Consider the following 15,257-nt stretch of genomic DNA (forward strand, 5'->3'; position numbering starts at 1 on the left):
CGGCTTCGCCTAGGCCACTGGCATGGCAAAGCGCGACGTCACCTATTCCTCATACCTCGATCTGGAGCGCATCCTGTCGGCGCAGCATCCCGCGTCCGATGCGCATGACGAGTTCCTGTTCATCATCGTCCATCAGGCCAGCGAGCTGTGGCTGAAGCTGTGCCTGCACGAGCTGGAAGCCGCGCGCGAGCTGGTGATCGCGGATGACCTGTCACCGGCCTTCAAGATGCTTGCCCGGGTGGCGCAGGCACAGCGGCAGCTGATTTCCAGCTGGGACGTGCTGGCGACGATGACACCGCACGATTACTCGCTGATCCGCCCGCACCTCGGTTCGTCCAGCGGATTCCAGTCGGCCCAGTACCGGCTGATGGAATTCATCCTCGGCGGCCGCAATCCCGACATGGTGACCATGCACGAGGCGACGCCGGAAGTGGCGGCGAAGCTGCGCGCCGAACTGGCCCGGCCCAGCCTTTACGGCGAGGTGCTGCGGCTGTTGCGCAAGCGCGGCTTTGCCATTCCGGCAGGACTGGTAGAGGGCGAATTCGACGGGCCGCACAAGGCCATCCCGGAAGTCACCGAGGCCTGGGCCCAGGTCTATCGCGACCCGAACACCCATTGGGACCTCTACGAACTGGCGGAAAAGCTGGTCGACCTCGAGTACCATTTCCAGCGCTGGCGCTTCGGTCACCTGAAGACGGTGGAACGGATCATCGGCTTCAAGCGGGGCACAGGCGGCACGGCGGGCGTCCCCTACCTCGAAAGCGTGCTGAAGCAGGGGTTCTTCCCCGAACTGCTGGCCGTCAGGACCGAGCTGTGAGCAACTGGCAGGCCGAAGCCGAACGGCTGGATGCTGCCGACCCGCTGGCCGGGTGGCGCGGCGAATTCCTGCTCGACCCTGCCGTCGCCTATCTCGACGGCAACTCGCTCGGCGCCTTGCCCAAGGCGACGCTGGCGCGCGTCGAGCAGGTGGTGCGCGGCGAATGGGGCGAGGGGTTGATCGGCAGCTGGAACGACGCCGGCTGGATCGACCTGCCGCAGAAACTGGGCGCCAAGATCGCCGCGCTGGTGGGGGCCAGGCCGCATGAAGTGGTCTGTGCCGACAGCGTTTCGGTCAACCTGTTCAAGCTGATTTCTGCGGCCCTGGCGATGCGTCCCGGGCGCAAGGTCGTGCTGTCCGAACCCGGCAATTTCCCGACCGATCTCTACATGATCGAAGGACTTGAAAAACAGGGACTTGCCGAGCGGCGACTGGTCGACCGCGATGCCATCGAAGCTGCACTGGGCGACGACGTGGCGCTGCTGTTGCTGACCCATGTGCACTACAAGTCGGGTGCCATGTTCGACATGGCCCGCCTCACCAGGGCTGCGCACGATGCCGGCGCGCTGGTGCTGTGGGACCTGTCGCATAGCGCGGGCGCGGTGCCGGTGGAGCTGGACGCGGCAGGCGCGGATTTCGCGGTCGGCTGCGGCTACAAGTACCTCAACGGCGGCCCCGGCGCGCCGGCTTTCGCTTACGTCGCTGAACGGCACCTGGCGGCACTGAAGCAACCGTTAAGCGGTTGGATGGGGCACAAGGCCCCCTTCGAATTCCGCGACGATTACGAGCCTGCCCCCGGCATCGAGAAGCTGCTCTGCGGCACCCCCTCGATCATCGCGATGAGCGCGCTGGAAGTGGGTGTGGACCTGATGTCCGCCATCGGTATCGAAGCGCTGGTCGGCAAGTCGCGCCAGCTGTCCGAATTCACGCGCGCCGCCATGGCGGAGGTGGTGCCGGAACTGCCCTGCATCTCTCCGGCGGACCCCGAACGGCGCGGCAGCCAGCTCTCGTTCCGGCACGAGCATGCCTACGAGCTGTGCCAGGCGCTGATCGCGCGCAAGGTGATCGGCGACTTCCGCGCACCCGATGTGCTGCGCCTCGGCTTCGCTCCCGCCTATGTCCGCTTCGCCGACTGCTGGCGGGCGGTGAGCGAGTTGCGCGACATTCTCGACAGCGAGGAATGGCGGAAGCCGGAGTATGCCGAAAGGGGAGCGGTGACCTAGGTCACTCCTCCAACTCGATGTCCCAGTAGAGCCAGTCCCGCCAGGTTTCGTGCAGGTAGTTGGGCGGGAAGCCCTTGCCGTGCTGTTGCAGCTGCCAGCTGGTCGGCCGGATCGGGTCGACATGCAGCCGCATGTTCGCCTGTTCGGGCGTGCGCCCGCCCTTCTTCATGTTGCAGGGCGCGCAGGCGGTGGCGATGTTCTCCCAGGTCGTCTTCCCGCCCAGGCGTCGCGGCACGACATGGTCGTAGGTGAGGTGCTGCTGGCTGCCGCAGTACTGGCAGGAAAACTTGTCGCGCAGGAACAGATTGAAGCGGGTGAAGGCCGGGAACTGGCTGGGCTTCACATATTGCCGCAGCGCGATGACGCTGGGCACCTTCATGTCGAGTGACTGCGAGTGCACCGCCCGGTCGTAGCTGGCGACGATATCCACCCGTTCGAGGAACACCGCCTTGATCGCGGTCTGCCAGGGCCAGAGGCTGAGCGGGTAGTAGGAGAGCGGCGTGTAGTCCGCATTGAGGACCAGCGCGGGGCAACTTTCCAGCTTCCGCGTCGGGTCATCGTCTGCGCTGCGAAACTTCGCGGCCCGTTCGATCAGTTCGGCTTTGAACACGTTTCTGTGCCCTCCCTGATTGATCTGGAATGTGCACTTGCACGGGAAAGCGTCAACCCTGTTACAGACAGCCTTTCCACAGGGATATTCACATGGACGGCTCTGTGGCATGAGCCTGCGAACCGATGATCGTCACCCGTTTCGCCCCCAGCCCCAACGGCCCGCTGCACCTGGGCCACGCCTACAGCGCGATCGTCGCGCATGACTTGGCGAAGCAGGCTAGCGGCCGGTTCCTGCTGCGGATCGAGGATATCGACGGCGGCCGCTCGCGCCCCGAGCTGGCGGACGACTTTCGCCGCGACCTCGCGTGGCTGGGGCTGGAGTGGGAGGACGTGCCTGACCAGTCCACCCGGCTCGACACCTACGAGGCGGCGGCGCGCCGACTGATGAACGAGGGGCTACTCTATCGCTGCACCTGCACCCGCGCGGAGATCCAGGCGCTGGAGCCGGAGATCGGCCCCGAAGGCATGATCTATCCCGGCACCTGCAAGGGCGAGAACTTCGATCCCGCGCGCCCCGCCGCGCTGCGGCTGGACATGGCAAAGGCCATGGCGCGCACCGGGCCGCTGAGCTGGGAAGACGAGCGTGCCGGGGTGATCGAGGTCGACCCGCGCCAGTTCGGCGACGTGGTGCTGGTGCGCAAGGATGCGCCGGCCAGCTACCATCTCGCGGTCACGCTGGACGATGCCGTCGATGGCGTGACGCTGGTGACGCGCGGGTCGGACCTGTTCTTCGCCAGCCACATCCACCGCCTGCTGCAGGAACTGCTCGAACTGCCGGTGCCGCGCTGGCACCATCACGGCCTGCTGCTGGGCGAGGATGGCAAGAAACTGGCGAAAAGCAGCAAGTCCGGCGAACGCGGCTTCGGCCTGACCGAGCTGCGCGAAGCGGGCGAAGATGGCCGCGCGCTTGCCGAGCGGCTGCGCATGGGCCAAATGCCGTGTGGCATTACCCTGGCACGCTTCCCACATGGTGGTTCATGAACACTATCCTAGTCATCCTCATCGCCGTCCTCGCCATCATGGTCGTGGTGTCGCTGGTGCGCGGCATCGTCGCCTTCCTGCAGACCACCAAGGTCGACCTGGAAACCGGCGGGGAGAACTCCAAGCTGCTGATGGAAAAGCAGAACAAGGCCATGTTCGCCCGCATCAAGTACCAGGCGCTGGCGATTGTGGTCGTTGCCGTCCTGCTGGCGATCAACAGCTAGGGGTGGTCAAGCTCAACAAGATCTACACCCGGACCGGGGACGACGGCACGACCGGCCTCGTCGACGGGTCTCGCCTGCCCAAGCATGCGGCGCGCATGCAGGCGGTGGGCGACGTGGACGAGGTAAATGCCTCTCTCGGGCTTGCTGCTGCGGCAGCCACCGGTGATCTCAAGGGCGATCTGGTTCGCTTGCAGAACGACCTGTTCGACCTGGGCGCGGACCTTGCCACTCCCGGTGACGACTTCGAGCCGTCGGAAATGGTGTTGCGGATCGTCCCAGCGCAGGTCGACTGGGTGGAAAAACGCATTGATGCGCTGAACGAACGGCTGGAGCCGCTCACCAGCTTCGTCCTGCCCGGCGGTAGCGAACTTGCGGCCCGATTGCACCAGGCGCGCACGGTGGCCCGGCGCGCCGAACGCAGCATGACTGCGCTGGCCGCAGTCGAGCCGGTCAATCCGGCGGCACTGGCCTTCGTCAATCGCCTGTCGGACTATCTCTTCACCGCTGCCCGCATTGCCAACGACGAAGGGCGCGGCGACGTGCTCTGGACACCGGGCGCCAACCGCTAACGTCTCGGCGCCAGGCCCCTTTGCTGCCCATTCGTTCGGCGGAGGAGACTAGACGTCGCCGAGCGTCCCGTCGTTCAGTACCCACAGCGCCACTATCAGCAAGCCCGCTCCGGCCGAAATGGCGTAGGCGATGAACTTGAGGTTGGGCAGACTGGGCGAATCCACCGCGTGCGACGATAGCCTCTCGAACGCCCGCAGCGCCCGACGCTGGGCGCTGATGGCAAACACGATGGCCAGCGCGATGAACAGTGTGGCGATGGCCTTGGCCAGCCACGGCGGGTCGAACTCGCCGAACAGCGCGTTGAAGCCGATGCCTATTGCGATGGCTGCAAAAGCGGTGCGCATCCAACCGGCAAAGGTGCGCTCCAGCGCCATGATGGTGCGATCTTCGGCCCAGTCGGTACGATATTCGGCCCACTGCGTGCTCTTGTCGTCAGCGCTTTCGTGCTGTTCGGGATCATCCTGCGCCATGGACCGGATCTAGCCCAGCTTCGAGTTTTCGCCAAACGTGGCGAGGTCAGTCCTCGTCCGCCTTCCGCTTCAATTGGTACAGCAGGTCAAGGGCCTCGCGAGGAGTGAGGGCGTCGACATCGAGCGCCTGCAATTCCTCGCGCAATTCGTCGCGATCCTCGTCCGGCTCATGCGCGACGGCGGCGAATAGCGGCAATTCGCCGAGGCCGGCAGCAAGGCCGCCAGTCTCGGCACGACCCTTCTCCAGCTTGTCCAGCACCGAGCGTGCGCGCTTCACTACCAGCGGCGGCACGCCGGCCAACTTGGCCACGGCAAGGCCGTAGGATTGGTCCGCCGCGCCTTCGGCCAGTTCGTGCAGCAGCACGAGGTCGCCCTTCCATTCCTTGGCGCGAACGTGATGCAGCGAGAGCGCGACGCAGGTCTCCGCCAGGCGCGCCATCTCATGATAGTGCGTGGCGAAGAGGCAGCGACTCTGGTTGGTCTCGTGGATCGCCTCGGCCACGGCCCATGCCAGCGCCAGCCCGTCATAGGTGCTGGTACCGCGCCCCACTTCGTCGAGAATGACGAAGCTGCGCTCGGTCGCCTGGCTGAGGATGGCAGCGGTCTCGACCATCTCGACCATGAAGGTCGAGCGCCCGCGGGCAAGGTTGTCCGAGGCGCCGACGCGGCTGAACAGCTGGTCTACCAGCCCCACCGTGGCGCTGCGGGCAGGTACGAAGCCGCCTGCCTGCGCCATCAGCACGATCAGCGCGTTCTGCCGCAGGAAGGTCGACTTGCCGCCCATGTTGGGGCCACCGACCAGCCACAGCCGGTCACGCTGCGAGAGGGCGCAGTCGTTGGCGACGAAGCGCTCGCCGCTGGCGGCCAGCGCAGCCTCGACCACCGGGTGACGGCCCGCCTCCACCGACAGCACCGGGTTCTCGGTGACTTCGGGGCGACACCATTCGCCATCGCTCGCCCGTTCCGCTTGCCCAGCCGCGACGTCGAGCCGCGCCAGCGCCGCCGCCGTCGCCGCGATCGCCTCGCGCCGGGCGGAGACGCGCTCCACCAGTTCCTCGAAATGCGCTTCCTCGGCGGCCAGCGCGCGGCCGCCGGCCTCGGCGATGCGACTGGCTTCCTCGTGCAGGTGCAGCGAGTTGAAGCGCACCGCATTGGCCATGGTCTGGCGGTGGGTGAAGCCGCTGTCCGCCGCCATCAGCTTGTCGGCGTGCTTGCTCGGCACCTCGATGAAATAGCCCAGCACGCCGTTGTGCTTGATCTTGAGCGAGGGCGTGCCGGTCTCCTCGCGGTAGCGTGCTTCCATCGCCGCGATGGCGCGCCGGGCATTGCCGGAGACTTCGCGCAACTCGTCGAGCGACGCGTCGTAGCCTTCCGCGATGTAGCCGCCGCTCTGCCGCTCGGTCGGCGGGGAGGCCACCAGCGCGCGGCTGAGCAGGTCGGTCAGCTCGCCATGGCCCGCAAGGCGCGGCAGCAGGTCGTCGAGCAGCGGCGGACGGTCGCCCTTGCCGCGCAGCAGTTCGTGCAGGCGGCGCGCTTCGAGCAGGCCGTCGCGGACCTGGCCGAGGTCGCGCGGGCTGCCGCGCCCGGCCACCAACCGCCCCAATGCGCGTCCGATATCGGGCAGCCCGCGCAGCAGGCCGCGCACGTCCTCGCGCAGCAGCGGGTCGTCGAGCATGAACTGCACCAGCGCCAGCCGTGCTTCGATTGCTGCACGGTCCGCCAAGGGGGCGGAGAGGTCCTCCGCCAGTTGCCGCGCGCCGGCGCCGGTAACGCAGCGATCGATGGCGGCGATCAGCGAATTGGTGCGTCCGCCCTGCTGGCTGACGAGGATTTCCAGGCTGGCACGGGTCGCCTCGTCCATCGCCATGTGTTCGCCACTGGCGCGCAAGGCCGGCGGCAGCAGCAGCGGCAGGCTGCCGCGCCCGGCATGCTCGAGGTAGGCCACAAGGCCACCGGCGGCGGCCAGCATGGCGCGGCTGAACTGGCCGAACCCGTCCAGCGTGGCGACACCGTGCACCTTCTTCAGCCGCGCCTCCCCGCCATCGCTGGCAAAGTCCCCGCGCGGCCGCATCACCGCATCGAAGGGCGCCTCGTCCCAGCCTTCGGGCGCGACGACCTCGCTCGCGCCGATCCGCGCCAGCACGGCAGGCAGGCGTTCGGGCGTGCATTCCTCCAGCTGCATCGCGCCGGTGGAGATGTCGCAGGCGGCGACGCCGCAGGTGCCGCGCACATCGCAGATCGCTGCCAGCATGTTCGCCCGGCGCGGTTCCAGCAGGGCTTCCTCGGTCAAGGTGCCGGCAGTGACGAAGCGCACGATGTCGCGCTTCACCAGCGCCTTCGACACCGGCGAGCCTTCGCGCTTGGCGCGTTCCTTCGCCTCGTCCGGCGTTTCCACCTGCTCGGCAATCGCCACCCGGCAGCCGGCGCGGATCAGCCGGGCGAGGTAGCCTTCCGCCGAATGCACCGGCACGCCGCACATCGGCACGGCTTCGCCGTCATGCTCCCCGCGGGTGGTCAGCGCGATATCGAGCACCCCCGCCGCTTGCTTCGCGTCGTCGAAGAACAGTTCGAAGAAGTCACCCATGCGATAGAACAGCAAGCAGTCCCCGGCCTCACGCTTGAGGTCGAAATACTGCTGCATCATCGGGGTTGCGGTGCCGGCCATGGAGCCAGAGCGATTACAGGGGTGCGCGCCGATTCGGGAAGGGCGGCAAGCTTGCTTTCCCCTATCGCAGCGGCAAAACCCGCTCTATGGCGTGCCCAGCCAGAGGGAGACATAGTTTTGGCTGACGAGAAGAATACCAGCTTCACTGCGCGCGAAGCGCTGTTCTACCACGAGACGATTCGCCCCGGTAAGATCGAGATCATCGCCTCCAAGCCGATGACCACCCAGCGCGACCTGAGCCTGGCCTATTCGCCCGGCGTCGCGGTCCCGGTGGAAGAGATCGCCCGCGATCCCGCACTGGCGGCGAAATATACCGCCCGCTCCAACCTGGTCGCCGTGATCTCCAACGGCACGGCCATCCTTGGCCTGGGCAACCTTGGCGCGCTGGCGTCAAAGCCGGTAATGGAAGGCAAGGCGGTGCTGTTCAAGCGCTTCGCCGACGTCGATTCCATCGACATCGAGCTGGCCACCGAGGACCCCGACGCCTTCATCGAGGCAGTCGCGCTGATGGAGCCGACCTTCGGCGGCATCAACCTCGAGGACATCAAGGCCCCTGAATGCTTCATCATCGAGCAGGCCCTGCGCGAGCGGATGAAGATCCCGGTCATGCACGACGACCAGCACGGCACGGCGATCATCGCTGCAGCCGGCCTGATCAACGCCTGCCACCTGACCGGTCGCGACCTGAAGGACGTGAAGATGGTGGTGAACGGCGCAGGCGCCTCGGCACTGGCCTGTACTGCGCTGATCAAGTCCGTCGGCGTGCCGCACGAGAACGTCATCGTCTGCGACCGTTCCGGCCCGATCTATCCCGGCCGCGACGGCGTGGACCAGTGGAAGAGCGCCCATGCTGTGCCGACCGAGGCACGCAGCCTGGAAGAGGCGCTGAAGGGCGCCGACATCTTCCTCGGCCTGTCCGCCGCCGGCGCGCTGAAGCCCGAATGGGTGGCCGACATGGCCGACCAGCCGATCATCTTCGCCATGGCCAACCCGACGCCGGAAATCATGCCGGACGAGGCCAAGGCCGTGCGTCCCGATGCCATCATCGCCACCGGGCGCAGTGACTTCCCCAACCAGGTCAACAACGTGCTGGGCTTCCCCTTCATCTTCCGCGGCGCACTGGATGTGCGAGCTACCGCCATCAACGAGGAAATGAAGGTCGCCGCAGCGCAAGCGATTGCCGAGCTGGCGCGTGAGCGCGTGCCCGAGGAAGTGGCCGCCGCCTATGGCAAGAACCACCAGTTCGGCCGCGAGTACATCATCCCGGCGCCGTTCGATCCGCGCCTGATGGAACGGGTATCCTGCGCCGTGGCCAAGGCGGCGATGGATTCGGGCGTGGCACAGGATCCGATCGAGGATTTCGACGAATATGCCCACGCCCTGCGCGCGCGGCTCAACCCGACGACCTCGGTGCTCACGCGCGTTTACGAGGACGCCAAGGCCAACCCGAAGCGGATGGTCTTTGCCGAAGCGGAAGAGGACGTCGCCCTGCGCGCCGCGATCCAGTTCCGCGACTTCGGCTACGGCACGCCGATCCTCGTCGGCCGGACTGAGAAGGTGCACGAGAAGCTGGTCGAACTGGGGGTCGACGATCCCGACAGCTACGAGATCGCCAACTCGGCCACTTTTGAAGGCATCGAGCCGATGGTGGACTATCTCTACAAGCGCCTGCAGCGGCGCGGCTATACCGAGCGTGACGTGCGCCGCATGGTGAACCAGGAGCGCAACGTCTTTGCCGCCCTGCTGGTGGCGCTGGGCCATGGCGACGGCATGATCACCGGTCTGACCCGCACCTTCAGCCAGACCGCGCGGGAGATCGCCAAGGTGATCGATGCGAAGCCGGGTGCGACGCCGTTCGGCATCCACATGGTGATCGGCAAGAACCACACCACCTTCCTTGCCGATACCACCATCAACGAACGCCCGAGTGCCGAGCAGCTGGCGCATATCGCCAAGGAAACCGCTGCCGTAGCGCGGCGCATGGGGCATGAACCGCGCGTCGCCTTCCTGTCCTATTCCACCTTCGGCAATCCGTCGGGCCAGTGGCTGGGCAATATCCGCGATGCCGTGGCCATCCTCGATGCCGAGGACCCCGGCTTCGAATACGAAGGCGAGATGGCACCGGATGCCGCACTCAACCCGAAGGTGATGCAGCTCTATCCGTTCAGCCGCCTGTCCGGCCCGGCCAACGTGCTGATCATGCCCGGCCTGCAGAGCGCCAACCTCTCGGCCAAGCTGCTGCGCGAACTGTCCGGCGATACCACCATCGGCCCGCTGATGATCGGTTCGGAAAAGCCGGTGCAGATCGCCCCGATGACCTCCATCGCGCCGGACGTGCTGACGCTGGCGGTGCTGGCCAGTGCGGGGATCGTCGGCTAGGCACTTTTCCATGCGTTACCAGAGGGATGCCATCGCTTCGCCCTGCCCGGTCTGCGGACACGGGCAGGGCCAGGTGCTCTATCGCCGGAGCGCGGAGGAAGCGGCGCAGCACTTCGTCCTGCGTGAAGTGCAGCCGGAACGGCATGCCAGGCTGACGGCGGCAATTGCGCGGTTGTGGAACGGCGCAGAAGTGGCGCTGGTAGAGTGCACAGGTTGCGGCTTCGTCCATGCCGAACCGCATGTCGGCGGCGACATGGAATTCTATACGCTGGCCTACGAGCGCACGACTTACCCGGCCGACAAGTGGGAATTCCGCCGCTCGGTCGAGGCGATCGCTTCCGATCCGAAACTGCGTGCAATCGGGCTGGAGAATGTCCGCGTGCTCGAACTGGGCGCGGGCATGGGCAACTTTACGCGCATGCTGGTGGCGGCCGGGCTGAAGCCGGCGAACATCACTTGCACCGACTATTCCGAATTCGGCCGGCAGGAGATCGCCAAGCTGGGCGCGACGGCGCTGGCCAAGGACTATTCCGCACTCACGCCGGGCGACCTGCCCGGCCCGATCCATGTCGCCTGCCTGTTCCAGGTGCTGGAGCACCTCGACAGGCCGCACGCCGTGCTGGCCAAGTTCGCCGAACTCGGCACGCCAGACGTGAAGGTGCTCGCGGCAGTCCCCTCGGACACGCGCATGGCCTTCAACGAATTGAATGGCAGCTTGCTCGACATGCCGCCCAACCATGTCGGGCGGTATACCAAGAAGGCGTTCGAAGCGCTTGCGGAGCGGGGCGGGTGGCGGCTCGATGCGCTGGAATACGAGCCCGAAGGCCCGGCGCCCAAGCTCAAGCAGTTCGTGAAGTATCGTTACCTGCGCGAGATGCAGGAAAGTGGCACGCTCGCCAACCGGGTGGAGCGGATGAGCGCCTCGCCCGTGAAGATTGCGCTGCGTGCCGGACTGGGGCTGGCCTACACGGCGGCCCACGCATCAGCGGCGGTCAAGCTGGCGACGGCGGGCCAGCTGGGCAACAGCCAATGGGTGCAACTCTCGCGCCGGTAAGCGCGGCGCTTACCAGAGCACCGTGCTGCCGTCGTAGGCAAGGAAAACGTGGCGCGGCTCGCTTTCCGCTTCCAGCAGGTCGAGCATTCCGTTCACGCTGGTCTCCACGTCGATCAGCGCATTGGGGCCGCCCATGTCGGTCTGCACCCAGCCCGGATGCAGCGAGATTACCCCGACGCCGCGCTCCTTCGCGTGGCTCTCGAACAGCGAGCGCGAAAGCATGTTCTGCGCCACCTTGCTGAGGCGGTAGTAATTCGCGCCACCCGACGAATCGTCGATCGATCCCATCTTGCTGGTCATCATGCCGATGGTGCCGCCCTTTTTCAGCAGCGGTAGCAAGGTGAGCGCGGCCTGTACCGGCCCGACCGCATTGGTGTCGATGATGTCGGCGACCGCCTCGCGCTCCAGCGCGGCAAGCGACTGGTCATCCGGACCGTAGACCCCGGCGTTGACCACCAGCAGATCGACCGAGCCTGCGGTGAGCCTGTCTGTCAGGCCGGCCACGCTGTCCTTGTCGGTCACGTCGCAAGTGGCGATCTCGATCTGCGGGCGGTGCCGTTCAGCCGCTTCGCGCAGGCCTTCGCTTTCGCTGCGCTCGGTGGCGATCACCCTGTAGCCGCGGCTGGCGAGCTCTTTGGCGAGTCCCAGCCCGATCCCGCGCGAGGCGCCGATGACGATGGCAGTCTTGTCACTCATTGCTGTTCGATCCTTTCAACTCTTTCGGACCGAACGGGTACAGGCACCCGAGCGTTCCGCCTATTTCCGCCGATAGCGGAAATACCAGACCTCGTGCCCCATTTGCGTGCGCGCCTTGTGCTCGTAGCGCGTCTCGCACCAGCCGGAGGGGCGAATGCGGAAATCGTCCGGGCCTTCGGCTACCCATTCGAACGGACCGGTCTCAGGGTCGGTGAAGCGGCGCATCACCATCAGTGCGTGGCGCACGTAGATCGGGTGATCGGTGCCGAACCGGAATTCGCCGCCCGGCTTCAGCTTGTCGGCGATCATTCGCACCGGGCCGTCGTTCATCATCCGCCGCTTGGCATGGCGCGCCTTGGGCCAGGGATCGGGGTGCAGCAGGTAGACCATGGTCAGCGCGCCGTCGGGCACGCGGCTGAGCACTTCCAGCGCGTCGCCGGCGTGGATGCGGACATTGGCGAGCTGCTGGTCACGCACATGTGTGAGTGCCTGCGCCACGCCGTTGAGGAACGGCTCGGCCCCGATGAAGCCGTGGTTGGGCAGCATGTCGGCACGGTAGGCAAGGTGCTCGCCGCCGCCGAAGCCGATCTCGAAATGCAGCGGACAATCCTCGCCGAACAGCCGCTCGGCCGTCACCGGACCTTCTTCCGGCACGGCGATCTGCGGCAGCAGGTTGTCGACCAGTTCCTGCTGCGCCGCGCGCAGCGGCTTGCCGACCGAGCGGCCGTAGAGCCGGTTGAGGGTGGTGGGATCGCCGTCCTTGTAAGCCGTCATGCCGGCAGCGCCTAAAGACAAACGCCCCGGAAGCGCAAGGGCTTCCGGGGCGTTTCCTGTCCCGTCCAGGGTGTCAGTTTCAGGCGGCTTCGGTTTCTTCCGCCGCGTCCGGATCGCGCAGCACATAGCCGCGGCCCCAGACCGTCTCGATATAGTTCTCGCCGCCGCAGGCGCTGGAGAGCTTCTTGCGCAGCTTGCAGATGAACACGTCGATGATCTTCAGTTCCGGCTCGTCCATCCCGCCATAGAGGTGGTTGAGGAACATTTCCTTGGTCAGCGTGGTGCCCTTGCGCAGCGAGAGCAGCTCCAGCATCGCATATTCCTTGCCGGTCAGGTGGACGCGGGCACCGTCGACTTCGACGGTCTTCGCATCGAGGTTCACCGCCAGCTTGCCGGTGCGGATGATCGACTGGCTGTGGCCCTTCGAACGGCGCACCACGGCGTGGATGCGGGCAACCAGCTCGTCACGGTGGAACGGCTTGGTCACGTAGTCGTCGGCACCGAAGCCGAACGAGCGGATCTTGCTGTCCATCTCGGCAATGCCGGAGAGGATGAGCACCGGCGTCTGCACCTTGGCGACGCGCAGCTTCTTGAGCACGTCATAGCCGTGCATGTCAGGAAGGTTCAGGTCGAGCAGGATGATGTCGTAATCATACAGCTTGCCCAGATCGAGGCCCTCTTCGCCCAGGTCGGTCGAGTAGACATTGAAGCCTTCGGTGGTGAGCATCAGCTCGATCGCCTTGGCGGTTGTCGGCTCGTCTTCGATCAGCAGAACGCGCATCGTATTACCCCTTTGTGTCCCCACAGGTTAGCCCCTGAGAGGAGCCGTTGCCCGGAATTAACCACGCCACTTCTCACCAAAAAAGGTTAATAAAGAGTTTGCGGCGTTAAGACTTTCCGGGTGAGTCTTTCGAGTCACAGGTGTTTCCCGTTAATTTCCTGCCCTTTTGGACCGGTGGCGGTCGCAAGGTTTGGGCGGCGCGGCGCTAATGTGGAACATCTGGAACAGTGTCCTGGGGCGAGAGAATTAGCGGGTAGCGCGAGCGTGAAATTGCAGCTTCTTGCCGTGGCATGAGCCATGGCTCTGTGTTTGTAGGAAAGGCTCGTGCGCAGTACCCTGTGCCGTACCGATGGATCATTGCGGAGAGTCTTGAGGGGTGGCTTCCGATACAAATCACTTCTTGATCGGGGGAGGCGTCGCATCGCTTGCGGCAGCAACGCTGCTGATCCGTGACGCCGCAGTTGACGGCCGATCCATTTGCATCATCGAACAGTCCGACGTTCTGGGCGGCAGCCTGGATGGTGCCGGGACGATGGCCAAGGGCTTCTCCACGCGTGGCGGCAGGATGTTCGAAAAGAACTTTCGCTGCACGTTTGACTTGTTCGATACATTTCCCAGCGTCGACGACCCATCAATTACCGTGTCGGAAGATATCCGCACCTTCAACGAGCAGGTCGTAAGCAATGCGGACTGCCGATTGGTCAGGAACGGCCGGAAGATCGCTGATCGCCACAGTCTGAAACTGACCTGGGCTGACAAGGCCGCAATGCTGCGGTTGATGATGGCAAGCGAGAAGAGCTTGGATGGCCGGACCATCGAGTCATGGTTCAGGGCCGAATTCTTCCAGACGAACTATTGGCTCTTGTGGGCGACGATGTTCTCCTTCTCACCGTGGCATTCGCTTGCCGAGATGCGTCGATACATGCGGCGCTTCATTCATCTATTCCCGGGCCTGACACGGTTGAGGGGCGTTCTGAGGACGCGTTACAACCAGCATGACTCGCTGATCCTGCCAATGCACGATTGGCTGGCCGCCCGCGGCGTCCAATTCAGGACAGGATTGGCGGTCACGGACATCGGGATCGAGGGTGACTTGGCTGCGAGGCGTGTCACGAGCATCTTGCTCGATAATGGAGAGGTAATCCCGGTGCGCGGCCGCGACCGCGTTTACCTGACCCTCGGCTCGATGACCGACGCTTCGAGCCTCGGGACAAATCACGTCCCGCCTACGCAGACAGATACCCCTGGGCCAGCTTGGAGATTGTGGCAGAAACTGGCGAAAGAAAATGAGGGCTTGGGAAATCCGACTGCGTTCTGCGGGCAACCGGAGAAGACTGCTTGGCACTCCTTCACAGTTACGCTCGATAACTCCGAATTCCTCGAATACATGGAGCGGTTCAGTGGGAATGAGAGCGGAACGGGCGGCCTTGTTACGTTTGTCGATTCCGGCTGGTTGATGTCGATTGTCGTCTTCCACCAGCCACATTTTCGAGGCCAACCATCCGGCGCCACTACCTTATGGGGTTACGGACTGACCGGCGATCGACGCGGCGACTACACTCAGAAGCCGATGTATGAGGCGACAGGATCTGAGATCCTGACCGAGCTGGCCGGGCAACTGCGCCTTGAAGACAGCCAGAGGCGGTGGTTTGACGGAGCGAAGGTCATTCCATGCAGGATGCCGTTCATCACCAGCCAGTTCATGCCTCGCAAGCAGGGCGACCGACCACCGGTCCGCCCCGAGGGCGCCGAGAATTTTTCCGTGATCGGTCAGTATTGCGAACAACCGCGCGATTGTGTCTTCACTGTCGAATATTCGGTTCGCTCGGCTTGGCAGGCCGTCCATGAGATGACTGGGCAAATTCCACCACCACCACCGGTTGTCAGGTCGAACAGGAACCTGCCAGTGATGCTCAGAGCGGCACGCCAAATGCTCAAAGGTTGATGGGGGTAGGTGCGCTGGCGTTACCTACGCCAGCCTTCGATTTGGGTGGCAACACGCGTTGAGTTT

General features: G+C 65.1%; 14 protein-coding genes. 8 read left to right on the forward strand and 6 right to left on the reverse strand.

The window, feature by feature from the left end:
* Positions 1 to 22: 22 nt before the first annotated feature.
* Together OZN62_RS10455 and kynU are read left to right on the forward strand one after the other, a co-directional pair.
* Complete coding sequence (locus OZN62_RS10455; RefSeq protein WP_269099629.1) at positions 23 to 817, forward strand: tryptophan 2,3-dioxygenase; 795 nt, start codon at positions 23 to 25, stop codon at positions 815 to 817.
* Positions 814 to 2,040, forward strand: coding sequence for a kynureninase (gene kynU / locus OZN62_RS10460; protein WP_269099630.1), 1,227 nt, complete (start codon positions 814 to 816; stop codon positions 2,038 to 2,040). Before OZN62_RS10455 ends, kynU begins: the two co-directional genes overlap by 4 nt.
* 1 nt (position 2,041) lies before the next feature.
* On the opposite strand, the gene OZN62_RS10465 is transcribed toward kynU, so the two are convergent.
* A complete protein-coding gene (locus OZN62_RS10465) occupies positions 2,042 to 2,632 on the reverse strand; it encodes an HNH endonuclease (protein ID WP_269102158.1) in 591 nt (196 codons plus the stop codon).
* A gap of 143 nt (positions 2,633 to 2,775) precedes the next feature.
* Here OZN62_RS10465 and gluQRS point away from each other — a divergent pair, with 143 nt between their 5' ends.
* Genes gluQRS through OZN62_RS10480 form a run of 3 tightly spaced genes read left to right on the forward strand, consistent with a single transcriptional unit; the run spans position 2,776 to position 4,426 of the window.
* Entirely contained in the window at positions 2,776 to 3,633 is an 858-nt protein-coding gene (gluQRS, locus tag OZN62_RS10470; RefSeq protein WP_269099631.1) for a tRNA glutamyl-Q(34) synthetase GluQRS, read from the forward strand.
* Positions 3,630 to 3,857, forward strand: a complete 228-nt coding sequence (locus tag OZN62_RS10475) for an HIG1 domain-containing protein (RefSeq protein WP_269099633.1) — start codon at positions 3,630 to 3,632, stop codon at positions 3,855 to 3,857. The genes gluQRS and OZN62_RS10475 overlap by 4 nt, the downstream gene beginning before the upstream one ends.
* 2 nt (positions 3,858 to 3,859) lie before the next feature.
* Entirely contained in the window at positions 3,860 to 4,426 is a 567-nt protein-coding gene (locus OZN62_RS10480) for a cob(I)yrinic acid a,c-diamide adenosyltransferase (RefSeq protein ID WP_269099635.1), read from the forward strand.
* 48 nt (positions 4,427 to 4,474) lie between these two features.
* On the opposite strand, the gene OZN62_RS10485 is transcribed toward OZN62_RS10480, so the two are convergent.
* Together OZN62_RS10485 and mutS are read right to left on the reverse strand one after the other, a co-directional pair.
* On the reverse strand, positions 4,475 to 4,897 hold the full coding sequence (locus OZN62_RS10485) for a YidH family protein (RefSeq protein ID WP_269099636.1): 423 nt from the start codon (positions 4,895 to 4,897) through the stop codon (positions 4,475 to 4,477).
* 46 nt (positions 4,898 to 4,943) lie between these two features.
* On the reverse strand, positions 4,944 to 7,562 hold the full coding sequence (gene mutS, locus OZN62_RS10490) for a DNA mismatch repair protein MutS (RefSeq protein WP_269099638.1): 2,619 nt from the start codon (positions 7,560 to 7,562) through the stop codon (positions 4,944 to 4,946).
* Between the two features lie 117 nt (positions 7,563 to 7,679).
* Between mutS and OZN62_RS10495 the strand changes: the two genes are divergently transcribed.
* Positions 7,680 to 9,941, forward strand: coding sequence for an NADP-dependent malic enzyme (locus OZN62_RS10495; protein WP_269099640.1), 2,262 nt, complete (start codon positions 7,680 to 7,682; stop codon positions 9,939 to 9,941).
* 10 nt (positions 9,942 to 9,951) lie between these two features.
* Positions 9,952 to 10,995 (forward strand): class I SAM-dependent methyltransferase, encoded by a 1,044-nt coding sequence (locus OZN62_RS10500; protein ID WP_269099641.1) that lies wholly within the window; start codon positions 9,952 to 9,954, stop codon positions 10,993 to 10,995.
* 9 nt (positions 10,996 to 11,004) lie between these two features.
* On the opposite strand, the gene OZN62_RS10505 is transcribed toward OZN62_RS10500, so the two are convergent.
* The 3 genes from OZN62_RS10505 to ctrA all read right to left on the reverse strand — a co-directional run bounded on the left by OZN62_RS10505 (position 11,005) and on the right by ctrA (position 13,246).
* Positions 11,005 to 11,691, reverse strand: a complete 687-nt coding sequence (locus OZN62_RS10505) for an SDR family NAD(P)-dependent oxidoreductase (protein WP_269099642.1) — start codon at positions 11,689 to 11,691, stop codon at positions 11,005 to 11,007.
* Positions 11,692 to 11,751: 60 nt separating this feature from the next.
* Positions 11,752 to 12,465 carry a tRNA (guanine(46)-N(7))-methyltransferase TrmB gene (gene trmB, locus OZN62_RS10510; RefSeq protein ID WP_269099644.1) on the reverse strand — a complete coding sequence of 238 codons (714 nt, stop codon included), beginning with the start codon at positions 12,463 to 12,465 and terminating at the stop codon, positions 11,752 to 11,754.
* Positions 12,466 to 12,544: 79 nt separating this feature from the next.
* Positions 12,545 to 13,246: a response regulator transcription factor CtrA gene (gene ctrA / locus OZN62_RS10515; RefSeq protein WP_160486459.1), complete on the reverse strand. Its 702-nt coding sequence runs from the start codon at positions 13,244 to 13,246 to the stop codon at positions 12,545 to 12,547.
* A 376-nt stretch (positions 13,247 to 13,622) separates the two neighbouring features.
* On the opposite strand from ctrA, the gene OZN62_RS10520 reads away from it, so the two are divergent.
* Entirely contained in the window at positions 13,623 to 15,191 is a 1,569-nt protein-coding gene (locus OZN62_RS10520) for an oleate hydratase (RefSeq protein WP_269099647.1), read from the forward strand.
* Positions 15,192 to 15,257 lie beyond the last annotated feature (66 nt).

Origin of the sequence: Aurantiacibacter sp. MUD11, assembly GCF_026967575.1 — a bacterium.
In the GTDB taxonomy this organism is placed as follows: Bacteria; Pseudomonadota; Alphaproteobacteria; order Sphingomonadales; family Sphingomonadaceae; genus Alteraurantiacibacter.

Excerpts from the sequence above, each read along its gene's own strand:
- trmB (WP_269099644.1), bottom strand. The coding sequence starts at position 12,465 with ATGACGGCTTACAAGGACGGCGATCCCACCACCCTCAACCGGCTCTAC.
- ctrA (WP_160486459.1), bottom strand. The coding sequence starts at position 13,246 with ATGCGCGTTCTGCTGATCGAAGACGAGCCGACAACCGCCAAGGCGATC.
- OZN62_RS10500 (WP_269099641.1), top strand. The coding sequence starts at position 9,952 with ATGCGTTACCAGAGGGATGCCATCGCTTCGCCCTGCCCGGTCTGCGGA.
- OZN62_RS10505 (WP_269099642.1), bottom strand. The coding sequence starts at position 11,691 with ATGAGTGACAAGACTGCCATCGTCATCGGCGCCTCGCGCGGGATCGGG.
- OZN62_RS10485 (WP_269099636.1), bottom strand. The coding sequence starts at position 4,897 with ATGGCGCAGGATGATCCCGAACAGCACGAAAGCGCTGACGACAAGAGC.
- mutS (WP_269099638.1), bottom strand. The coding sequence starts at position 7,562 with ATGGCCGGCACCGCAACCCCGATGATGCAGCAGTATTTCGACCTCAAG.
- gluQRS (WP_269099631.1), top strand. The coding sequence starts at position 2,776 with ATGATCGTCACCCGTTTCGCCCCCAGCCCCAACGGCCCGCTGCACCTG.
- OZN62_RS10455 (WP_269099629.1), top strand. The coding sequence starts at position 23 with ATGGCAAAGCGCGACGTCACCTATTCCTCATACCTCGATCTGGAGCGC.
- OZN62_RS10475 (WP_269099633.1), top strand. The coding sequence starts at position 3,630 with ATGAACACTATCCTAGTCATCCTCATCGCCGTCCTCGCCATCATGGTC.